Source organism: Psychrobacter pacificensis (assembly GCF_018336615.1).
Lineage (GTDB): Bacteria > Pseudomonadota > Gammaproteobacteria > Pseudomonadales > Moraxellaceae > Psychrobacter > Psychrobacter pacificensis.
Genome location: NZ_CP048752.1, coordinates 134,629 through 157,730, shown reverse-complemented (window position 1 = coordinate 157,730; position 23,102 = coordinate 134,629). Strand labels below are relative to the sequence as shown.

The 23,102-nt window shown below is 45.0% G+C and carries 14 protein-coding genes, 2 tRNA genes and 3 rRNA genes; 5 read left to right on the top strand and 14 right to left on the bottom strand.

All coding sequences use genetic code 11. The features are described from left to right. Positions 1-53 precede the first annotated feature (53 nt). Together GYK50_RS00685 and recG are read right to left on the bottom strand one after the other, a co-directional pair. Positions 54-737, bottom strand: a complete 684-nt coding sequence (locus tag GYK50_RS00685; protein ID WP_071002728.1) for a TetR/AcrR family transcriptional regulator — start codon at positions 735-737, stop codon at positions 54-56. A gap of 73 nt (positions 738-810) precedes the next feature. Further along, positions 811-3,162, bottom strand: coding sequence for an ATP-dependent DNA helicase RecG (gene recG, locus GYK50_RS00680; protein WP_093070065.1), 2,352 nt, complete (start codon positions 3,160-3,162; stop codon positions 811-813). Positions 3,163-3,568: 406 nt separating this feature from the next. Between recG and GYK50_RS00675 the strand changes: the two genes are divergently transcribed. Then, positions 3,569-4,555, top strand: coding sequence for a patatin-like phospholipase family protein (locus GYK50_RS00675; protein WP_093070063.1), 987 nt, complete (start codon positions 3,569-3,571; stop codon positions 4,553-4,555). Between the two features lie 140 nt (positions 4,556-4,695). On the opposite strand, the gene GYK50_RS00670 is transcribed toward GYK50_RS00675, so the two are convergent. Further along, on the bottom strand, positions 4,696-5,283 hold the full coding sequence (locus tag GYK50_RS00670) for a hypothetical protein (protein ID WP_058025061.1): 588 nt from the start codon (positions 5,281-5,283) through the stop codon (positions 4,696-4,698). Between the two features lie 341 nt (positions 5,284-5,624). Between GYK50_RS00670 and argA the strand changes: the two genes are divergently transcribed. Beyond that, entirely contained in the window at positions 5,625-6,947 is a 1,323-nt protein-coding gene (argA, locus tag GYK50_RS00665) for an amino-acid N-acetyltransferase (RefSeq protein WP_071002725.1), read from the top strand. Positions 6,948-7,041: 94 nt separating this feature from the next. Here the strand turns inward: argA and GYK50_RS00660 are convergent, their stop codons facing one another. Beyond that, positions 7,042-7,773 (bottom strand): BamJ family beta-barrel-assembly machinery protein, encoded by a 732-nt coding sequence (locus GYK50_RS00660; protein WP_058025059.1) that lies wholly within the window; start codon positions 7,771-7,773, stop codon positions 7,042-7,044. A 477-nt stretch (positions 7,774-8,250) separates the two neighbouring features. Here GYK50_RS00660 and GYK50_RS00655 point away from each other — a divergent pair, with 477 nt between their 5' ends. After that, a complete protein-coding gene (locus GYK50_RS00655; protein WP_093070061.1) occupies positions 8,251-9,921 on the top strand; it encodes a mechanosensitive ion channel in 1,671 nt (556 codons plus the stop codon). Between the two features lie 137 nt (positions 9,922-10,058). Here GYK50_RS00655 and GYK50_RS00650 read toward each other — a convergent pair whose 3' ends face one another. Next, entirely contained in the window at positions 10,059-11,498 is a 1,440-nt protein-coding gene (locus GYK50_RS00650) for a hypothetical protein (RefSeq protein ID WP_212564080.1), read from the bottom strand. 294 nt (positions 11,499-11,792) lie between these two features. Here GYK50_RS00650 and budC point away from each other — a divergent pair, with 294 nt between their 5' ends. After that, the gene (gene budC / locus GYK50_RS00645; RefSeq protein ID WP_093070056.1) at positions 11,793-12,575 is read left to right on the top strand and encodes a meso-2,3-butanediol dehydrogenase; all 783 of its coding nucleotides are present in this window, start codon (positions 11,793-11,795) and stop codon (positions 12,573-12,575) included. Between the two features lie 18 nt (positions 12,576-12,593). Here the strand turns inward: budC and GYK50_RS00640 are convergent, their stop codons facing one another. From GYK50_RS00640 to GYK50_RS00630, 3 genes are all read right to left on the bottom strand, one after another. Continuing rightward, positions 12,594-13,295 (bottom strand): lysophospholipid acyltransferase family protein, encoded by a 702-nt coding sequence (locus GYK50_RS00640; RefSeq protein WP_093070053.1) that lies wholly within the window; start codon positions 13,293-13,295, stop codon positions 12,594-12,596. Positions 13,296-13,462: 167 nt separating this feature from the next. Beyond that, on the bottom strand, positions 13,463-15,352 hold the full coding sequence (gene parE / locus GYK50_RS00635) for a DNA topoisomerase IV subunit B (RefSeq protein ID WP_186474995.1): 1,890 nt from the start codon (positions 15,350-15,352) through the stop codon (positions 13,463-13,465). A 110-nt stretch (positions 15,353-15,462) separates the two neighbouring features. Beyond that, positions 15,463-16,116 (bottom strand): YqiA/YcfP family alpha/beta fold hydrolase, encoded by a 654-nt coding sequence (locus GYK50_RS00630; RefSeq protein WP_186474996.1) that lies wholly within the window; start codon positions 16,114-16,116, stop codon positions 15,463-15,465. Between the two features lie 188 nt (positions 16,117-16,304). On the opposite strand from GYK50_RS00630, the gene GYK50_RS00625 reads away from it, so the two are divergent. Beyond that, complete coding sequence (locus GYK50_RS00625) at positions 16,305-16,565, top strand: DUF1289 domain-containing protein (RefSeq protein ID WP_071002718.1); 261 nt, start codon at positions 16,305-16,307, stop codon at positions 16,563-16,565. 166 nt (positions 16,566-16,731) lie between these two features. Here GYK50_RS00625 and GYK50_RS00620 read toward each other — a convergent pair whose 3' ends face one another. The 6 genes from GYK50_RS00620 to GYK50_RS00595 all read right to left on the bottom strand — a co-directional run bounded on the left by GYK50_RS00620 (position 16,732) and on the right by GYK50_RS00595 (position 22,699). Continuing rightward, on the bottom strand, positions 16,732-17,229 hold the full coding sequence (locus GYK50_RS00620) for a hypothetical protein (protein ID WP_186474997.1): 498 nt from the start codon (positions 17,227-17,229) through the stop codon (positions 16,732-16,734). Positions 17,230-17,375: 146 nt separating this feature from the next. Continuing rightward, positions 17,376-17,489, bottom strand: a 5S ribosomal RNA gene (gene rrf, locus GYK50_RS00615). Between the two features lie 162 nt (positions 17,490-17,651). Next, positions 17,652-20,506, bottom strand: a 23S ribosomal RNA gene (locus GYK50_RS00610). A gap of 339 nt (positions 20,507-20,845) precedes the next feature. Next, positions 20,846-20,921: transfer RNA gene (locus GYK50_RS00605), tRNA-Ala, on the bottom strand. A gap of 95 nt (positions 20,922-21,016) precedes the next feature. Further along, positions 21,017-21,093: transfer RNA gene (locus tag GYK50_RS00600), tRNA-Ile, on the bottom strand. A gap of 73 nt (positions 21,094-21,166) precedes the next feature. Further along, a 16S ribosomal RNA gene (locus tag GYK50_RS00595) occupies positions 21,167-22,699 on the bottom strand. The 16S, 23S and 5S rRNA genes sit together here with 2 tRNA genes alongside, the layout of an rRNA operon. Positions 22,700-23,102: the final 403 nt, after the last annotated feature.

The following is a 23,102-nucleotide window of genomic DNA, read 5'->3' as shown; positions in this document are numbered from 1 at the left end:
CACTTAAACCATTACTCAAAAACAATTACTGGACAGCCACTAGTCAGAACAGCTTATGAATTAGTGGTTAGTGCGCTATTTCTTTGTAGCAAGCTCATTGCGAGATTTTTTGCAAACGATTTAAGCTGTTGTTGTAACTCTGGTTGCTCATAAACCGACCCGCCAAGCGTGGCTTGTTGTAGTGACGAGTCTGTAAACATACCGATGGTAAAATAAAGCAAGGTGAACAGGCGCAATGGCTTAGTATGATCGTCAGTTGGACCAAGAAATGTAGACAGATAGCCTTGAAACCGCGCCAATACTTGAATGTCATGTTCAAACAAAGTCACCATTTCTGGGTTATTTTGTACTGAGATATTCTGTGACGCTAGCTTAGCAATCGCTGGATTCTCAATCAGTAAATCCAAAGTTTTATCGATCCACTGCTCTAACGCTTGGGCGGGCTCAAGTGTACTATCTGCAATCGCGGCTTCTGTTTGAGACACAAAAGCCAACAGCTGACGAGCATGCATTCTACATACCGCTTCATACAGCGACCGTTTGCTTTGCCAGTGAAAGTGAATGGTGGAAATATTCTTGCCAGAAGCCTTGGCAATATCTCGAGTAGTAACCGCTTTAAAGCCTTTAGCCGAAAACAGCGCTTCGGCGCATCGTAAAATAGAGGCGGCGCTACTACTAGGTTCAGATTCGACTCGATCAAGCGCGGTTTCAAAGTCAATTTCAGATAATTTTGTCATGGGTCATTATTAATCAATCAATTGATTGAGTCAAACGTTTTAGATATCCAAACGGTATATAATAATAGCCCTTTTAAGCATTGGTATAACGACTCGCCTCAGGCATCCAGCGGTGAATCAGTTGGCTGACATCCGCTTTTCTGGTAGGGTCTGCAATCAAGTGCTTGGCCAAACGCTGCGCAATCGCAAATAACTGCTCATCACGGATAAGATCGGCCAAACAATAGCCAATATTGCCTGTCTGACGTTTACCGAGCAGTTCACCCGGCCCGCGCAGCTCTAAGTCTTTTTGAGCGATAACAAAACCATCGGTGCTATCACGTAGCACGTTCAAACGCTCTGTGCCTGTTTCTGATAACGGTTTTTGGTATAACAACACACAAAAGCTCTTGGTTGAGCCGCGCCCGACGCGCCCGCGAAGCTGATGCAATTGTGAAAGCCCTAGACGCTCCGCATTTTCGATCACCATGAGTGAGGCATTGGGTACATCGACCCCCACCTCAATCACGGTTGTGGCAATTAACAAATCCAAATCACCCGCCTTGAACGCCTGCATGATGGCTTGTTTATCCGCAGACTTCATTTTGCCGTGTACTAAGCCAATGCGAATGTCTAAGCGCTCATTTAAATCTTCATACGTGGCTTCAGCTGCTTGTGCATCGAGCACGCTAGACGCCTCGACTAAGGAGCACACCCAATAAGCTTGCCTGCCTGCCTCGCAATTCACGGCAATACGTTCGATCACCTCATCGCGGCGATTGCGATCGATGGTCACCGTGGTAATGGGGGTACGCCCTGGCGGCAACTCATCAATAATGGAGGTGTCCATATCGCCATAAACGCTCATGGCAAGCGTTCGCGGAATCGGGGTAGCGGTCATGATTAGCTGATGCGGTGTGCTATTGGCCACGCCTTTATTGGTCAATGCCATACGCTGCTCAACACCAAATCGATGCTGCTCATCAATGATCACGAGCCCTAGCTTGGCAAACTGTACTTGCTCTTGAAACAAGGCATGCGTACCAACGACAATTTGTACCGTGTTTTCCGCAACCGCTTCCAATGCTTCGCGGCGCTGTTTGGCAGTTTGCTTACCCGCAAGCCAACCCACACCGATACCTAGCGGCTCAAACCATTGCTTAAAGTTCACGAGGTGCTGCTCTGCTAAAATCTCAGTCGGCGCCATGACTGCCACCTGCCAACCACTATCAAGCGCATAACCCGCCGCTCCTGCTGCAACCAACGTCTTGCCAGCGCCCACATCACCTTGTACCAGTCGTAGCATTGGGATAGAGGTTGCCATATCAGTCGTGATGTCTTTCATCACTCGTTTTTGTGCACCTGTTAGATCAAACGGCAATGCACCAAACAGCTTATCAGCTAGCGGACTGTGGGTCGTACATTTGGGTGCTTTGTGCTGATGCAGCTGCTGACGACGGTACAACAAGCTGAGCTGATGGGCGGTTAACTCTTCGATAATCAAGCGCTGACAGGCAGCATGAGTACGCGCCGTCAGTTGGGTCAACAGCTTATATTGCTGACTTGCGTTGGTATAAGTCGGCGGTGTATGCAGCAGTACTAGCGCTTCAAATATCGTTAAGTTATAAACATTGCTATGAGCGATGCGAGCAGCTGCGCTATGGCTATCATTATTGACGTCATAAATGGACGTAGTAGGCCTATTCACACTATTACCAATCACATGATCAGGCACACTTCGCGCCAATGTCGAAAAAATATCTTCTGGAAACTCTGTCTCTAGCAGTACAGATTTGGCTGGCTCAAAAGGTACTAATGGTAAGTCAGCCACGACGGCAAAATCCTCCTTCGTAAACAACGTCATCGGTAGACCCTGACTACGAACTGTTTGCAGGGCCAGTTTGATCAAAGTCCGTAGCTTATTTTGGTGTAAGCCTTTCACACTAGGATAAATGGGCTGTAGACCCGTATCAGTCGTAGCTATATTATCTGTGATAACTTGATATTCAGGATGGTGTATTTGTTTGCCGTAACGACTGACTTTGACTTCACCAAACAGCTGTAATCGCGTCCCCACATTCATGGTCTGCGCAAGGCCGCGATAGACTTTAAAAAACCGCAAAGCTATGGTGCCCGTATCATCATCCACAGTTACGGTCATGCCGCTACGTTTAGTATCGACATGGACCACACGTCCGGTAATCATAGCCGACTGTCCGTGCGCCACTTCTGCGATTGATACCAGTCGACTGCGATCTTCATAATCACGCGGCAAATGCAGTAGCAAATCAAATATCCGCTTGATATTCAATTGTGCCAATTGCTCAGCTACCTTTGTCCCAACACCTGCCAACGCTGTCACTGGCATATCTAACGCCGAGAGTGGCAAGTCAGACCTTATATGGTCTGCTGAATTGGCTGAAGAAACATTCATCGATACTGGCATCAAAGATCCTAACAAGGTTATTTATTATTTTTATCTATGTCATCGGCTGTTTTAAATATAACTCACCTAAGAAAGATTGTCATAAAATGACCCGTAAAAACAGCAAAATATAAATATCGATTCATCTCATTATAGCTGAACAGTCAATGACTTATGCTAAGCTATTCCGTCATGACTGCAAAACCCTTTAAGACAACTTGTTTACATCTATTATAGTCGAACCACTATTAAAGTGTTACAGCGTTAGACTCGTTTAGCCTACTACTGTAGTACTTGCACTCGTCTGCCTTGTACCACTTTTAATATTGATTGACTATATATAAATAGTAGCTGTCTTATTTTCTACAACATGGTTTTTCTGCATCATGGTTTTTATAAACCACGGTCATTTTATAAGGTGTTTTTTATGTCAGACTCTGCTCTATATCGACCGTCTCATCAAGGTTTAAGTATATTACGTCTTAGCATGTTTGCCGTAGCTGGGTTATGCGTCAGTGCTTGCAGTACCCTAACACCCACTGCTCAAACACCTAAAACGCCAGAGCCTATCGTGGAGTTACCTAGCGTCGCATTGGTCTTGGGTGGCGGCGGTGCCAAAGGGTTTGCCCACGTGGGTGTGATAAAGGCATTGGAAGAGAATGGCATCAAACCTACCCTGATCGTCGGCACGAGTGTCGGCAGTTTAATCGGTAGCCTGTATGCCAGTGGATACACGCCGTTACAGCTTGAGCAGTTGGCACTGACCACCACCGATAGCCAGTTGACGGACTTTACGTTGTCTAATCAAGGCTTTGTCGAAGGCATCAAACTCAAAAACTTTGTGAATGAAAAAGTTCGCGGACAAGTCATAGAAGACTTTCCAATTGCCTTTGCCGCCGTTGCAGCAGAAAAAAACACCCTAAAAAAAGCCGTCTTTACCACAGGTAACGCAGGGCTTGCTGTCCAAGCATCCTGTAGCGTGCCCAATATTTTTATTGCCCCACGTATTCCAGAAAAAGTCGGCAAAAAATATATTGACGGTGGCGTGGTCAGCCTCGTACCCGTTGACAGCGCACGCGACTTGGGCGCTGATATTGTTATTGCTGTTGATGTGACTGCCGCTCAAGTTAATGGGCCTACTGATAATAGAGCGTTAACCATCAGCTCATTAAGCGACTTTTGGGGCTTTCTCGAAACCAATATCGTATCCCCTACCAATCGCTCCCCATCAATAAGCCGCGAACGAGATCGCGCGGACATTGTCATTACGCCTAATGTCGGTCGTAATAGCTCAATAGATACCAGGCAGCGTCGTGCGCTGATAAAAGCAGGTGCACAAGCCACGACGCCAAAAATTAACGCCATCAAACAGCTGATTCGAGAGAAATCTACTAGCAAATATGCGACGCTTTAATTAACTTTATTGCGTACTCATCACAAGAGTTAAGCGACATTAAATCCAATGCATAAAAAAGCACCACGGTTATAAACGGTGGTGCTTTATCAATAATAAACATCATTATCTGACGAACTTTTACTATAAAAGTCTTAGCGTTACTTTACGCGCGCGCGATATTTCACTGCAACGGTGTCGTTCAAACCGACACCTTCAAGATCCCAACGAACCGCTTTATAGTATTTTAGTGCCACATCTTGTAGTTGATTGTCTACCTTGGTACGTAGTGGCATACGGGCGAAGTTGTTGCCATCGACACTCCCATATGGGAACTCAGGTGCCACTGTACCAAGCAATTCTACTTGATCCGGAATACTCATGGTGACCGTCATCTTACGGACGCGATCGGCATTGGTGTTGGTAAAGTAGCCTTGATACTCCAATACGTTACCTGATTGCAAACGAGTATTTGTATCGACAGGGACGAGTACTTCTTGTCCATTGGCATCAACACTGACCAACGATGCTGTGATTTTACTATTAACCGCTTGGGCACTTGAGTTGCTGCTCGCATTTGTATTGGCTTGAACTGCCATTGAGCTATCAACTGCTTGCTCTGGTGTCGGCAGCATGGCAGATGCCTGCGTGACTACCATCGCACCGATGAGCGTACCGGCAACAACGTGAAATAAGCGATGACCGCTCCAAGCACTAAATGGGCTAGCAAATTGGTTACTTTTTTTCATAATTCTCATTATCCCTGATTGATATATCGGTAAAGCACAGATGGCAAAAACTGAGTTTTCTTAACACATAGTCAATAATTAAAAGAATCAGATTCATTATTTTTATTGATTATCTTCGTTCATTGACAGTAAAGCAATAGCGCTTAGCATAGCAAAAAGCATTTGTGGGTACATTAACCCCGTGTTGAGGTTGTGTATATCACCGATGGGCAATAAAAAGACCTCAACACAGCTGAAATAAAAGATAGCTCATAACCGCGTTTTTTGCTATGGTAAATCTTTAGCGTTAGGCATTTTTTTGCTACGCCCTTTTTCTTATTCTAACGACTACTGCTCCCATTATGACTACTAGTTCCATGCCACAGATTAACCCTGAATACGTCCATTGGTTCCGTAACTCTGCCCCATACATTAATACGCATCGCGGTAAGACTTTCGTGATTATGTTTGGCGGTGAAGCGGTCAATCATCCTAACTTCAGCACGCTGATTCATGACTTTGCCTTGCTCCATAGTTTGGGTATCAAGCTGGTACTGGTACACGGGGCGCGACCGCAGATCGAAAAAAACCTAAAAGACGACAATATTGAATCTCCGCTGCATCAAGACATTCGTATCACGCCGCGTGCCGCAATGCCCGCTATCCTGCAAGCGGTTGGCGCAATTCGCTTACAGATCGAAGCACAGCTGTCGATGGGACTGGCCAATTCGCCGATGTACGGCTCACGTATTGACGCCATCTCAGGCAATTTTGTCACGGCGCGCCCTTATGGCATTCGTGAAGGCATTGATTATCAAATGACGGGTGAAGTGCGCTCTATTGACGTTGAGGCCATCAAAAACAACCTACTGCATGACCACATCGTGATATTGGGCTCGATGGGCTACTCTGCGACAGGTGAAGTGTTCAATTTGCTCGCTGAAGACGTTGCACTTAGCGCCGCAGTAGAGCTGGGTGCTGATAAGCTGATATTTTTAGGCGAAGAAGCAGGTATCAATGATGGTGATCGTTTGCTACATGAGATGATTCCTAACGAAGTGGATCGCTTCTTACGTGACCGTGATTTGAACTGTGAAATCAATTATTTCTTGAACTGCGCAAGCTTGGCTTGCCGTCAAGGTGTCCATCGCACGCATATCATCTCCTATGCCAAAAACGGTGCATTATTAGAAGAATTATTCACTCGTGACGGTTCTGGTACGCTAATTAGCCATGATCCTTACGAAGAAATTCGCCGTGCCAATATCGATGACGTCGTTGGCCTTATCGAGCTGTTATCCCCTCTAGAAGAGCAAGGTATCTTAGTCAGCCGCTCACGTGAACGCTTAGAGCAAGAAATCGACAACTATAGCGTCATCGAACGTGATGGTATGATTTTGGGTTGTGCAGCCTTGCATACGCTAGACGCAGAGTCCGCAGAAGTCGCTTGTGTTGCCGTACGTCCTGAATATCGCAATGGTAGCCGCGGTGCTGATTTGCTCGCGTTTTTAGAGCAGCAAGCGCGCAGCCATGGTCTACATAAACTGTTTGTACTGACCACGCGTACCGCCCATTGGTTCGTTGAGCAAGGCTTTGCGGAAGTTGAGGCAAGTGCCTTACCAGCAGCACGTCTGGAGAAGTACCACAATGGTCGCAACTCTAAAGTCTTTCAAAAAAACCTATAATTTATAGACAAACTGATATAAAACCTCTGCGCATAAAAAAGCCTTCATAATCATTATGAAGGCTTTTTTTATAGATGAATGCTTCAGCCGCGCATTACTTTACTTTTAATAGCTCAACCGTAAAGATAAGCGTGCTATTTGGCTCGATACCAGCGTTACCCGCTTCGCCATAGGCGATGTCTGATGGGATATAGAACTCGTACTTGCCGCCCTCTTTCATCAACTGTAGACCTTCCGTCCAGCCAGCGATTACTTGGTTTAGTGGGAACTCAATTGGCTCACCACGCTCATATGAGCTGTCAAATACGGTACCATCGATCAATTTACCTTCGTAGTTCACTTCCACCACGTCAGTTGCTTTTGGCGATTTACCTGTACCTTCTTTCAATACTTTATATTGCAGGCCAGAATCCGTTTGCTTCACGCCTTCTTTTTTCGCATTTTCTGCTAAGAATGCTGTGCCAGCAGTTTTATTTTCTGTTGCTTTGGTTTGCATGTCTTTTGCGAACTGCTCTTCTTGCTCTTTTTGATACGTCATCAATACTTCTTGCATTTGCTCTTGGGTCAATGCTGAATCATTGCCTTCGTAACCATCACGGAAACCTTTTTCAAAAGTATCCAGGTTCAAATCTTTGACAGCTTCTTTATTGCCTTCTGCCATCATGAATCCTAAGCTATAGCCCACTTTTTCACTTGCTGAGCTTTGCTCTGTGATAGAAACGCTTTGAGCAGCTGTTTCTTGACTGCCGTTATTGGTGCTACAGCCTGTCATTAACAACATAGCACTAGCAAGGGCACTAATGCTTAAAGTAGTGATTTTTTTCATAGATTACTCTCTGATAGATTACTCTCTGATTGTAAGAATAGTGGCGAGATGTCACATTGCTCTATAATAACAAATCTTAGTTTTGGGAACCACGCTTTACATGAAATTATCGGGCGAATGTACAGTCTGTGTTAATATTTCCTATTATAATAACAAGTTATCACACAAATATAGTGGCAGGTAAAGCTTTCTATCTTTAAATCCATCAATACATAGGCTAAGCTAAATTAGGTAAGGAGATAAGTAATCGAATGTTGGTATTTATCATTGATATATGATTGTCAGTAGCAAAGCGATAACTAAAAACCAGCCTGATACTTTTGATAATTACTTTTATTCGAAAATGATAATATCTTCCCATAACTCAATTTAAAGACACTATTTATAATAAACTATCTGTATATTTGTCTCATTCAACAGTGATTGTAATAACAATACTTTTGAGTGTTACCTATAGAATGATTCAAGGAGGATAAGATGAACCCAATGTATACATCTTTTAACGGTTATCTTGGTGGGCCTATCGGTTCTATCATTGGCGCTATCTTGATATTTATCATTGGTTGGCTGGTCGCACTTGGTATCGCAGCACTTGTGCGCGGTGTCCTATCTAAAGTCAATCTTAATCAACGTATGAACTCTTCAACCGGTAAAACTTACGATCTTGAGGGAATTATCTCCAAGATTGTTTTTTGGTTTATTTTTATCATTGCTATTTCAGGGGCGCTTAACCAACTAAATTTAAACTCAATCTCGGCGCCATTTGCAAATATGGTTAATCAAGTATTGGCATTTATCCCTAACCTCGTCGGTGCGATCGCGCTTGGTGTAATTGGTTGGGTTATCGCCACTGTCGCACGCACTGCAATCAATGCGGCGCTTTCTAAAACGACAATGGACGAGCGTCTAAGCGCACAAGCAGGCGTAAAACCAATGAGCAGCACCATCGCTGATATGGTTTACTGGTTCATCTTATTGGTTGTTTTAACCATGGTACTCGGTCAGCTAGAGCTTGATGGTTTGTTTGCACCATTGACTAATATGGTCGACAAAATCTTCAGCTTTATCCCTAACATCCTAATCGCTGGTGTGGTCTTTGTTGTTGGTTATATCATTGCCAAAGTCGTACGCGGCATTGTGACCAATCTTGTTTCTACTTTTAATGTTCAAGAGTTAGCGACGAAAGCTGGCTTAAGTGAACAAAACAGCCTACCTAATATTGCCGGTTCGCTAGCATTTTTAGTGGTTATTATCCCAACGATTATTGCTGCTTTGAACGCATTAAAAATCGACGTTATTGCTCGCCCTGCGACCAATATGTTGAATAAAATCATGGAAGCATTGCCTAACATCTTCATGGCAGTGGCTATCTTATTTGTGACTTTTTATGTTGTACGTATGGTTGCAAATATCGTCAAAGGATTGCTTGAAAACACTCAAATCAATCAAATGCCTGCCAAAGTTGGCTTGCAAGAGACTATGGGTGACAAGAGAATCTCTGACTTAGTTGCTTATGCGATTATCTTCTTTGCTATGCTATTTGCTGCTATCGCAGCTGCTGATTTACTAGGTTTCGAGCCTATCTCAGCAATTATTACGATGTTTATCGCATTTGGCGCTAACATCATCTTAGGTGCGATTATCCTGTTCATCGGATTTTGGCTTGCCAATATTATTGCAGGTGTTGTTGAGCGTTCTGAACAAGGTTCACAATTCTTAGCAAACATTGTGCGTGTATTGATTATGGGCCTTGTACTTGCTATGGGTCTAAAAGCAATGGGTATTGCAGATTCAATCGTGAATCTAGCATTTGGTCTAACGCTAGGTGCCGTCGCCGTCGCCTTTGCCCTATCATTTGGTCTTGGTGGTCAAGAAGCAGCCGCACGTTTCCTACGTAAAATGCAAGATAGAATGGATCGTGAGCGCGACGAAGCAAAAGCAAAATCCACGCTGCAGCCAAGCTCATCAACGCAAGAAAAAGTTGCTGATTCAGTTCGTGACAACACACCTTCAGCTGCTAGCACGTCAACTACTGATTTGCGCACTGATGTGATTGACACTCCTCGCGTAGATACTGATACCAATGATATCTATAACAGTAATCAAATCCTTCCTGGTAATGATCTTAACGATGATATCAATAAATAAGTATCAGTAATTACCTACTCTTAGATAAGAAAAAGACAGCCTAGGCTGTCTTTTTTTGTGAGTGTCAGTATAAGTTAGACTTACAGCAGCTTCTAGCAGAATACTCAGCTCGATTTTCAAAATATGTTACGTGCTCATTATTTCTTTCGCGCTGGTATAGAAAGGCTTAGACGTACTTGAGGCAACTTGTCAGATTGAGGATGACTTTCAGAGTTTTGAGCAGCTTGCTTCTTTGCCTTTTGCGTATTTTGAAGCGACTTTTTACTCTTTAATTGTTGTATTTGCTTGGTTAGCTGTCGCTCTCTTTGCGTCATCGCGTCCACTGACTGAATCCACACATCAATATCGATGAACGTTTCATTTACCTCAGTAATAAAGTCGATACCGAGTACAACGATATGATGCAGCTCTGCTATTGGCAATCGAGTCGCAACATCCTGTGCAATTTTTGCTAGATTCGGTTGAATAACATTTTTGCTATTCTTTGCTTGAGCGTTTTGTCCATAGAATATCAGTACATAATGCCGCCCCAAGGTTTCGTAGGAATGCTGATGTACGATATATCCATCTTGTTGCAGCGTCTTACTTTGCTTAGGATGTCTATATAGCGTACGGATCAGCTCATGACGCGAAAATAAAGACTCATCTAATAGTTGCTGCTGCCAACGAAACCCCAACGGCTCAGTTGATGATTCTTGGTCATTACTAGATGTCTGCTTATCAGCATATGCTGCTATCATTTGTGTACTGAGCTGTGACCATAGCGTGGCTGCCTGCTGCATATGCTGTTGGTACATCTGCGCAGTCGTGCTCTGATTCTTATATGCAAGCGCCATGGCCACCAACGCTGGATTAGGTTTGTCCTGAATGTCGTACTTGATAAGTGCATTGTCTACTGTGATCGCAGGTGTGAATAAAGAGGCGCTTTGCAAAAATTCAGCGACTAGCACTTCTTCTGATACAAAACTTGGGACATGGCTGATAGCCGAATATTGTAGTTGCTCTAAGTGATAATTCAAAAACCGCCATAACTCACAGGGTGTCTGTACCGCAACCAGTATTAAGTGCCAGTCATGCCAGCTGAAGACTTGCAATTGCTGCCCGCCCTCACTCATGTCTACAACCAAGTCCTCCAAAAAGTAACGAGCACCAAAAGCATGTTGCAAGTGATTTAATTGCTTGCTGTCCTGACTATCAGTATTTTTCTTATGACCATCTACTACATTATCAGTCAGCTGAATATCGAAAACCAAAATATCATGAGTCTGTGCAATATGTTCATTTTGAGACAATGAAGATTTATGCCATGCCAGCGCAGCTTTTACAGCAGTCATACGTGCTCGCTCAATATCAGCTGAGCTTGTACTCATTGGCAAGTATAATATCAGTGCCAGCAGTTGCAGCTTGCCCGACGAGAGCTGGTAATGATACGAGCGTGCGCTATAGCGAGCATCATATTGCTGTTCAGTAGTCTGCATACCAGCCAGAGCGATGTCTACCGCTGCTGTCTGTAAGTAACAGGCCAGCTCACTAGCAAGGTAGCCCCCATCGGATATTATAGTAGACGAATGAGACACAGATTCTAGCCCTTTATAATCTTATGATATGTGATGAATGACATTTTGGCTGATTAAAATGGTGGCATATTTATAAACATAATCATCAGCATTTCAACATTTTTACGAATGTAAAATTACGCTACATAAGCACTATCAGACGCAGTCGCTTTCAACGTAATGACTTGTTATGATGATATCAAAGCAGCAATGCTTGTGCGTGGATCTTATAGTTATAAGCTGCGCTCACGTATCAATGTCAGGTACGTTTATCGAATTTTAATAAGCACTATATAATAACAAGGATTGAGCATTATGAAGCGTTTCAAAGAAAAAACCGTCATTGTCACTGGAGCCGGCTCAGGTATGGGACGCGCCACTGCTCTGCGTTTCGCTAATGAAGGCGCGACTGTGGTACTAGTGGGACGAACCTCTGAAACTTTAGAGGAGACCGCAAAACAGTTTCCAGAAGATCATACATGGATTCATACCGACAACTACATGACCATCACCTGTGATATTAGTGTACAAAGCCAAGTACAAGAAATGGTAAAACGAGTGATTGAGAGATTTGAAAAGCTCGATATCGTCGTCAATAATGCGGGCAAAGGTATGGAAGGCAAAATAACGGACTTATCTAGTGAGGATTGGCACGCAGCTATTGATGTCAATTTAAATGGTACTTTTTATGTCTGTCAGGCTGCAATGCCGCATCTCATCAAGACACAAGGCAATATCGTCAATGTCTCATCGCTCTCAGGTATCGGCGGTGATTGGAACATGGCCGCTTACAACGCTGCCAAAGCAGGCGTCACCAACTTGACACGTACGTTAGCGATGGATCATGGCCCTGATGGTGTGCGCGTCAATGCGGTCAACCCTACCGCGACTAAGACCAACATGACCAAAGACATGCGAGAAGATCAAGAAAAGGTCGATAAATTTTTAGCACGCTGCCCTCTAGGACGCTTTGTGACTCCTGAAGATATCGCCGCCGCGATTACCTTTTTAGCCAGCGAAGATGCGGCGATGATTACGGGCGTTAATTTGCCTGTCGATGGCGGCGTGAGCGCCTCGAACGGACAGCCTAATTTCTAAACCTGCTATACTCTACGATTATCCTTTAAAGAAGGCTTGATTAACATCTTGTAGCGGCTGTGAGAGCCGCTCAGGATGATAAGGCATTACCCCGCCGTACTGGGCATAAATCTTTGGCAAATCCTCTTCGATATTACCCGTCGGGTAAACCATCTCCAAAAATCGCACTTCTTTAGTATTATAATCTAACGCTACTGGTAAGATAGGTACATTGGCTCCTACTGCCAAGTAATAAAACCCAGTTTTCCAGCTGTCAGTATATTTGCGCGTGCCTTCAGGCGCTAAACCCAAAAACAAAGTCTTATTATTTTTAAACTTATCGATACTCGCTTGTAGCACTGAGCCTTTGGCTTCGCGATTAATAGGTATGATACCAAGCCAGCGCATGAGCTGCGCCAGCACTGGTATTTTGAACAGCGTATGCTTGCCCATAATACTGATTTTGAGATCCAGTGCAAACAAGCAAGGTAGCGCATATATCCCGTCGATGTTGGAGGTATGAGGGACAGCCAAGACCACCGCTTGTGAGATATTAGGGATAGAGCCTACGGTCTTCCAGCCCGCCGACTTCATCAGCATACGACCTATTTTAGGAGTCAGTTTACCGCCGCGCTTAGGGATTAAGTTGCCCAGATCTTTTTTATTAAGCTCAGGCAATACTTTAGAGCGTCTGTTCGCAGTAGGTTTAGCAGTGGGACTGGTTTTTGGGTTTGAGGACATAATAGCACTACACAATGAGAATACCCCATCATAGCATTAACCTGAGCGGACTAACTTATTATTTATATTTTGCTTTATCTGTATAGCTTGACTAGATTTTAGTCATAAAAAAGGGATAACGCTTAACGCTTATCCCTGTGTGAAAATCGTTTAAAAACTTTGTAACTCTATAACGCAATATCGGCTAAGTTACCTTTATTCTCAAGCCATGACTTGCGATCAGCGGCACGTTTTTTCGCGAGTAGCATATCCATGATGCCATTGGTCAGTACCATATCGTCCATATCAAGCTGCACCAAGCGGCGCGTATCGCGGCTCATCGTCGTCTCACGTAGCTGCTCAGCACTCATCTCACCCAGTCCTTTAAAGCGGGTGATTTGCGCTTTTTTATTGCCCGGTACCTTGGCTAATATATGCGCAAGCTCTGGCTCATCTAGCGCGTAATGCACCTCTTTACCCACATCGACACGGTATAACGGCGGCATGGCAACGAATAAATGACCGGCATCCACTAGCGCAGGGAAATGCTTCACAAATAACGCGCAGATCAGCGTCGCAATGTGCAGGCCATCAGAATCAGCATCTGCTAAGATACATATCTTGTCATAGCGCAGCTCGGACAGATCATCAGAGGCAGGATCCACACCGATCGCAATAGCAATATCATGAATCTCTTGGCTTGATAGTACCGTATCCGAAGAGACTTCCCATGTATTCAAAATCTTACCCCGCAGTGGCAATATCGCTTGATAGTGACGATCACGTGCTTGCTTAGCACTACCGCCTGCCGAGTCACCCTCTACTAGGAACAGCTCTGCGCCATCGCGCAAATCACCGCGACAATCCGCCAATTTTCCCGGTAACGCTGGTCCCTGAGTGATTTTCTTACGAGCGACTTTTTTGGCTGACTTTAGGCGACGTCCTGCTTTATTAATCGCCAATTCAGCAATCTGCGTGCCCATATCCGCATGTTGATTTAGCCACAAGCTAAAGGCATCTTTTGCCAAGGTCTGTACAGCGGCTGCAGCTTCGCGGCTAGAGAGACGTTCTTTGGTTTGACCAGAAAACTGCGGCTCAGAAAACTTCAGGGATAAGATATAGTTCACCCCATCCCACACATCTTCTGCGGTTAGCTTCACACTGCGTGGTAATAAATTATGAATATCACAAAACTCACGCAACGCTTCTAGGATACCTGTACGCAGTCCATTGACGTGGGTACCGCCCTGCGCTGTCGGAATCAGGTTGACATAGCTTTCTTGAATCGGTGTACCACCCTCAGGCAGCCAAGACAAGGCAAAGGTCACACCCGCACGTTCGCCCGCTTTTGCATCATAATTATAATAAAACGGTGCTTCAGGTAGTGTCTCAAGACCGTCTAGCTGCTCGCTTAGATACTCGACAACCCCATCGGTAAATTGCCAAACGACCTTTTCATCATTGATATCATCGGTGAACTCAATCGTTAGTCCCGCGGCCAAAACCGCTTTGGCTTTCAAGTTGTGCTTGAGCTGTTTAACATTAAATTTGGGCGTATCAAAAAAGCTACCATCTGCCCAGAAGTGCACTCTGGTACCACGTTTGCGTTTGTTTGAGCTGACTGATTCCGTCAACGGCGTCACGGCTGCGCCATTTTCGAACGCCATATCAAACTGGGTGCTATCACGCCATACCGTCACTTCGACGCGCGTAGATAGCGCATTGACGACAGAGATACCTACACCATGCAGACCGCCCGATACTTCATAATTAGAAGTCGAGAACTTACCACCCGCATGCAAACGGGTCAAAATCAACTCAATCCCTGATTGACCAAACTCAGGGTGAATATCGGTTGGCATACCGCGCCCATCATCTTCGACAGACAGCGACCCATCACTATGCAGCTGCACTTTGATGGTTTTGGCATAACCCGCCAACGCTTCATCCACCGAGTTATCAATGACCTCTTGCGCCAAATGGTTTGGTCGCGTAGTATCGGTATACATACCTGGGCGACGACGTACGGGTTCCAGCCCTTCTAAAACTTCTAACGATTGCGCATTATATTGACTCACAAATGCATCCTTAACTATTCATGTGCGTTTAACTCTATAAAACCATTATAACCAAAAACAGCGACGTTAAGGTCAATAGTCCATCGTTCACGTCATATAATGTCGTCTATCTAAGACCTTACTAACTCTCGTAGCATCTCTATCACCATCGGTAGCTGCTCACCAAAGTCACTAAAGCGATGGTCTCCTCCTGCTTGTACGGTTACTGATGCGCCCTGACTTTGATAAAAGGCCTGAGACAACTCAGCGTTTAATAGCTCATCACCTTGTTTCAGCAGTACAGCAACTTTATTGGGATAAATAACTTGAGATATCCGATGATCTGCAAACCATTGCAAATCTGACGGCGTAATACGCCAACCGCCTGCCGTCGTATGCAGGACTTTATTATCCGATGACTCATCACTACTATCTTGATTTGATGCTGAATTATCAGAAAAGCGCTGTAGCGTAACGTGAGGCTGCGTGCTAGGATTTAGCAGCAATGCAGGACAATCTATTTGATTACTGATTAAGGTAGAAAAATACCCACCCAATGAGCTACCGACCAATACCGTGTTGGACGATCCCGTCTGTTGGTCTTTGCTACTGCTTAGTTCTTCTACCAATGACAATAACTGCTCACGCACTTGCGCAGGTGATTTATTCAAATCAGGACGCAGTACATTGATATCAGGATGATACTGCTGGCAATATTTTTCTAACAGCAGCCCTTTAGTCGAGTTTGCATCGCTGTCCAGTCCATGGATATAAATCAGGTTCACGTATCATCTCACTTATTAATTTTGTTATGATTGTCTCATATAGACCAGTGACGCTAAGCATAGCACCCGATGCACAAAAATAATAACAATAAAACGGCACACTATTAGTCAATATTTGCGACATAATAATATGGTCATAATCGTCCGGTACCAGTCAAAGGAATGACGGTAATCGCAATGGAGTCGCCATGAATCAACAGTTTGAGCTGTTCGACATTGACAACCCTTGTATCGGTGTCTGTCAAAGCAATAAAAAAGGCTATTGCTTTGGATGCCTGCGCAGTCGAGCCGAGCGCCAACGATGGCATGATATGACGACAGAGCAGCAACGCGAGGTGCTAAGGCTTATCGCAGGACGTAAACTACGTATCGAGCTCATGCGGCTGCGTAAAAATGAGCAGCTAGGATTTGATTTTGAAGAAAAGTTTGAGATGGGTGAGTTGTTTTAGGAATTAGAATTGTGATAAATACATAACACTTCGAATTTTTCACGTAGAAAATTAATCTCTAAACTTATAAATATTGAGAAAATTATGTATACAATACAGCCGATGTATTCAATTACAGAAAATAGATAAAATTAATATGTGATAAGTATTGTAGAGTATAGGATTTTTAGGTTCTCTTCCACTGAAACTCAACACCTAACGTGCAGTCAACCTTACCTGGTGTACTTTTATGAGTAAGCCCTCCAGTCATAATTAGTCGCGATTTACTATTAGTTATATAAAGAAGTAATGTAATAGCATCTACATGTCGATTAGACTTTGGGACTGCTGTAGCAAGAAAGTACATATCCCTAATACGACCTTGAAGCACATACTGATCAATTTCTTCATCACCTCCTTTATGAGAATATATACCCTCAACAACATCACCACTTTGCTTAAGGGATAGCTTGATAAAACCATCACTATCTTTGAGGTCTTTAAGATTTACTCCCTTAAATTCGCATACCTCCCAGTCTCCATCAATTCTTACTCCTCTATATATTTTGTCGCCATACCAAGGCAAAACTTTTCTCCTAAAAAACTCACTAACTAATATAAATAAAGCTGTGGCAAAAAGGCTGCTACTAATTCCTACAACTAAAGAAACCAAAAAACTATCCATTTTTCATCCTTGATTTAAAAAAAACTATGTTTTATAGTTCAAAGCTTTTAAAAATAATTTTTATCAATTGAATAGTATAAGTCTATATCGTAAGCAAAGAAAAGCCCCTTGATACTAACGTATCAAGGGGCTAATCAGGAATAAGGAGCTGACGATGACCTACTCTCACATGGGCAAACCACACTACCATTGGCGCAACGATGTTTCACTTCTGAGTTCGGGAAGGGATCAGGTGGTGCCATCGCGCTATTGTCGTCAGCAAAGGGGGTTAGATATGAGTCTGTTTGTGTGACTTTTAATAAGTACCACTTACCCTAACTGAATCAAGGTTAACGGTGATATCGAAATATTCTGTCTGTTTCTATAGCCTAGGCTATATAAGATAGATTAATTAGACTTGATACAAACCACTTGGGTGTTGTATGGTCAAGCCAAACGAGCAATTAGTACAGGTTAGCTACACACATCACTGTGCTTCCACACCCTGCCTATCAACGTCCTAGTCTTGAACGGCTCTTTAGGGAAATCTAATCTTGAGGTGGGCTTCCCGCTTAGATGCTTTCAGCGGTTATCCCATCCGAACGTAGCTACCGGGCAATGCCATTGGCATGACAACCCGAACACCAGTGGTTCGTCCACTCTGGTCCTCTCGTACTAGGAGCAGATCCTCTCAAATTTCCAACGCCCACGGTAGATAGGGACCGAACTGTCTCACGACGTTCTAAACCCAGCTCGCGTACCTCTTTAAATGGCGAACAGCCATACCCTTAGGACCTGCTTCAGCCCTAGGATGAGATGAGCCGACATCGAGGTGCCAAACACCGCCGTCGATATGAACTCTTGGGCGGTATCAGCCTGTTATCCCCAGAGTACCTTTTATCCGTTGAGCGATGGCCCTTCCATACAGAACCACCGGATCACTAAGACCTACTTTCGTACCTGCTCGACTTGTGGGTCTCGCAGTTAAGCGCGCTTTTGCCTTTATACTCTTCGACCGATTTCCGACCGGTCTGAGCGCACCTTCGTACTCCTCCGTTACTCTTTAGGAGGAGACCGCCCCAGTCAAACTACCCACCATACATTGTCCTCGGTATTGTGATACCTGAGTTAGAACCCCAACATGACCAGGGTGGTATTTCAAGGATGGCTCCACCAAGACTGGCGTCTCGGTTTCAAAGCCTCCCACCTATCCTGCACAAGTCAGGTCAAAGTTCAATGTAAAGCTGTAGTAAAGGTTCACGGGGTCTTTCCGTCTAGCCGCGGGTACACAGCATCTTCACTGCGATTTCGATTTCACTGAGTCTCTGCTGGAGACAGCGCTGCCATCATTATGTCATTCGTGCAGGTCGGAACTTACCCGACAAGGAATTTCGCTACCTTAGGACCGTTATAGTTACGGCCGCCGTTTACTGGGGCTTCGATCAAGACCTTCGCTTACGCTAAGCCCATCAATTAACCTTCCAGCACCGGGCAGACATCACACCCTATACGTCCACTTTCGTGTTTGCAGAGTGCTGTGTTTTTAATAAACAGTTGCAGCAGCCTGGTATCTGCGACTGCCAGCAGCTCAAGGAGCAAGTCCTATCACCACCAACAGCGTACCTTCTCCCGAAGTTACGGTACCATTTTGCCTAGTTCCTTCAGCAGAGTTCTCTCAAGCGCCTTGGTATTCTCTACCTGATCACCTGTGTCGGTTTAGGGTACGATTCGTTTATAACTATTGCTTAGAAGCTTTTCCTGGAAGCATGGTATTTGCCACTTCGCTGTACATGTACAGCTTGCTATCAGATCTCGGTATAGAATAGCCCGGATTTACCTAAGCTATAAACCTACATCCTTTCACCTGGACAACCAACGCCAGGCTGACATAACCTTCTCCGTCCCTCCATCGCATTATAAACAAGTATCGGAATATTAACCGATTTCCCATCGACTACGCCTTTCGGCCTCGCCTTAGGGGTCGACTCACCCAGCCCCGATTAACGTTGGACTGGAACCCTTGATCTTCCGGCGTGGATGCTTTTCACACCCATTATCGTTACTCACGTCAGCATTCGCTCTTGTGATACCTCCAGCATGCTTTACAACACACCTTCACAGGCTTACACAACGCTCCCCTACCACTTGAAAACAAATTCAAATCCGCAGCTTCGGCTCCTAGTTTGAGCCCCGTTACATCTTCCGCGCGGGCCGACTCGACTAGTGAGCTATTACGCTTTCTTTAAAGGATGGCTGCTTCTAAGCCAACCTCCTAGCTGTCTATGCCTTCCCACCTCGTTTCCCACTTAACTAGGAATTTGGGGCCTTAGCTGGCGGTCTGGGTTGTTTCCCTCTCCACGATGGACGTTAGCACCCACCGTGTGTCTCCCGGATATCACTCATCGGTATTCGGAGTTTGCATCGGTTTGGTAAGTCGGTATGACCCCCTAGCCGAAACAGTGCTCTACCCCCAATGGTGTTCGTCCGAGGCGCTACCTAAATAGCTTTCGGGGAGAACCAGCTATCACCGAGTTTGATTAGCCTTTCACCCCTATCCACAAGTCATCCCCTGGCTTTTCAACGACAGTGGGTTCGGTCCTCCGGTGCCTGTTACGGCACTTTCAACCTGCTCATGGATAGATCACTCGGTTTCGGGTCTATACCCTGCAACTAGTCGCCCTATTAAGACTCGGTTTCCCTACGGCTCCCCTAAACGGTTAACCTTGCTACAGAATATAAGTCGCTGACCCATTATACAAAAGGTACGCGCGGTCACCCAACAAGTGGGCTCCCACTGCTTGTACGCACACGGTTTCAGGTTCTATTTCACTCCCCTCACAGGGGTTCTTTTCGCCTTTCCCTCACGGTACTGGTTCACTATCGGTCAGTCAGGAGTATTTAGCCTTGGAGGATGGTCCCCCCATCTTCAAACAGGATTTCTCGTGCCCCGCTCTACTTAATATGTTAACGCTAATGTTTCGAATACAGGACTATCACCTACTATGGTCAGCTTTCCCACGCTGTTCTTCTACATTAGCATTAATCGGCTTCTCCCCGTTCGCTCGCCGCTACTAGGGAATCTCAATTGATGTCTTTTCCTAAGGGTACTGAGATGTTTCACTTCCCCTCGTTCGCTTCCTAATAAATTAGGATACCTACCTTATGGTAAGTGGGTTTCCCCATTCAGAAATCTCCGGATCACAGGATATTGCCGCCTCCCCGAAGCTTATCGCAGGCTGTCACGTCTTTCATCGCCTCTGACTGCCAAGGCATACCATGTGCGCTTCATTACTTGACCATACAACCCCAAGTAGTCTTTCGACTTCTATGTGTCATACAATCTAATTATGATAACGATATCACCTATGTTTATACGCTTGATTCAGTTCTCTTTACTTTTTAATAACTCACCCCTGGGATAACAAACAATGTCGTTAAGAGGTGAGTTATTAAGGTTAAGATGGGCGCGTGAATACGCTCATCCTAACCCAGACTCATATCTATGTTTTTAAATAGTTCCTATGCTCTCGTCGAGTCATAGTTTTCTGTATAAAACAGAAAGAAGTAATCGTGTGCAAATCACTTGTTTCTATTTGATACCTATTTTATTTAGCACGCTAAGCTTAGCTGTATGTAGTGGTGGAGCCAAACGGAGTCGAACCGTTGACCTCCTGCGTGCAAGGCAGGCGCTCTACCAACTGAGCTATGGCCCCTGAGCGAGGATACAATCGAAGCACTGCTTCGATCCGAGCGCAAGAGGAAATCCTTAAAGCGGATTTACTTAGGGCTCTTTCACCTACATTAATAATGGTGGGTCTAAGTGGACTCGAACCACTGACCCCCGCGTTATCAACACGGTGCTCTAACCAGCTGAGCTACAGACCCTAATACGTCCTAAAACGTAAGCTTAAACTAAAGAACAACTTGTTGTGAATTCTTGCTGAGCGAATGCTGTCTATAAGGAGGTGATCCAGCCGCAGGTTCCCCTACGGCTACCTTGTTACGACTTCACCCCAGTCATCAACCACACCGTGGTGATCGCCCTCACTAAGTTAGGCTAACCACTTCTGGTGCAATCAACTCCCATGGTGTGACGGGCGGTGTGTACAAGGCCCGAACGTATTCACCGCGGCATTCTGATCCGCGATTACTAGCGATTCCTACTTCATGGAGTCGAGTTGCAGACTCCAATCTGGACTACGATAGGCTTTTTGAGATTCGCATCACATCGCTGTGTAGCTGCCCTCTGTACCTACCATTGTAGCACGTGTGTAGCCCTGGTCGTAAGGGCCATGATGACTTGACGTCGTCCCCGCCTTCCTCCAGTTTGTCACTGGCAGTATCCTTAGAGTTCCCACCCGAAGTGCTGGTAACTAAGGACAAGGGTTGCGCTCGTTGCGGGACTTAACCCAACATCTCACGACACGAGCTGACGACAGCCATGCAGCACCTGTATCACAATTCCCGAAGGCACTCTCGTATCTCTACAAGATTCTGTGTATGTCAAGACCGGTAAGGTTCTTCGCGTTGCATCGAATTAAACCACATGCTCCACCGCTTGTGCGGGCCCCGTCAATTCATTTGAGTTTTAACCTTGCGGCCGTACTCCCGTGCGGTCTACTTATTGCGTTAGCTGCGTCACTAAGTCCTCAAGGGACCCAACGACTAGTAGACATCGTTTACGGCGTGGACTACCAGGGTATCTAATCCTGTTTGCTACCCACGCTTTCGAGCCTCAGTGTCAGTATGATGCCAGGAAGCTGCCTTCGCCATCGGTATTCCTTCAGATCTCTACGCATTTCACCGCTACACCTGAAATTCTACTTCCCTCTCACCTACTCTAGCCTAACAGTTTCAGATGCAGTTCCCAGGTTAAGCCCGGGGATTTCACATCTGACTTATCAAGCCACCTACGCTCGCTTTACGCCCAGTAATTCCGATTAACGCTTGCACCCTCTGTATTACCGCGGCTGCTGGCACAGAGTTAGCCGGTGCTTATTCTGCAGCTAATGTCATCGTCCCCGGGTATTAACCGAAGAGTCTTCTTCACTGCTTAAAGTGCTTTACAACCAAAAGGCCTTCTTCACACACGCGGCATGGCTGGATCAGGGTTCCCCCCATTGTCCAATATTCCCCACTGCTGCCTCCCGTAGGAGTCCGGGCCGTGTCTCAGTCCCGTGTGGCTGATCATCCTCTCAGACCAGCTACAGATCGTCGCCATGGTAGGCCTTTACCCCACCATCTAGCTAATCCGACTTAGGCTCATCTAATAGCGCAAGGTCTAATGATCCCCTGCTTTCTCCCGTAGGACGTATGCGGTATTAATTCGAGTTTCCCCGAGCTATCCCCCACTACTAGGTAGATTCCTAAGTATTACTCACCCGTCCGCCGCTCGACGCCTGATAGCAAGCTATCATCGTTTCCGCTCGACTTGCATGTGTTAAGCCTGCCGCCAGCGTTCAATCTGAGCCATGATCAAACTCTTCAGTTTAATCTTGCTTGAAGTCTTCACTATAAATAGTAAGACGACTTCTAATCTTGGCTCATCTAATCTGGCAAAATCGCTCGTAATTATGTTCGTAATGAATTAACTTTGAGTTTTTCTGCTGTCTTAAATGATAATTTTTATAGTTGGTGTTCTACCGAAAAGATAGTCGACCAACTTTATTTTTTAGCATTCTGAATCAGCAAAAATCCACACAAGTTGTTCTTTAGTTATGCTTTTAAATAGTTTCAATCACTGTCGTCCAGTCATCGATATATAGGGTATTACTTACGCTTTTCGCCTTCCCTGTTGCCAGTTAAGCTATCTAGCGAGCCGACTATCTTATCATAATGATTTGAATTGTCAAGCTTTATTTTAATTTGTTTCAACAGGTTAACCGCGTTATTAA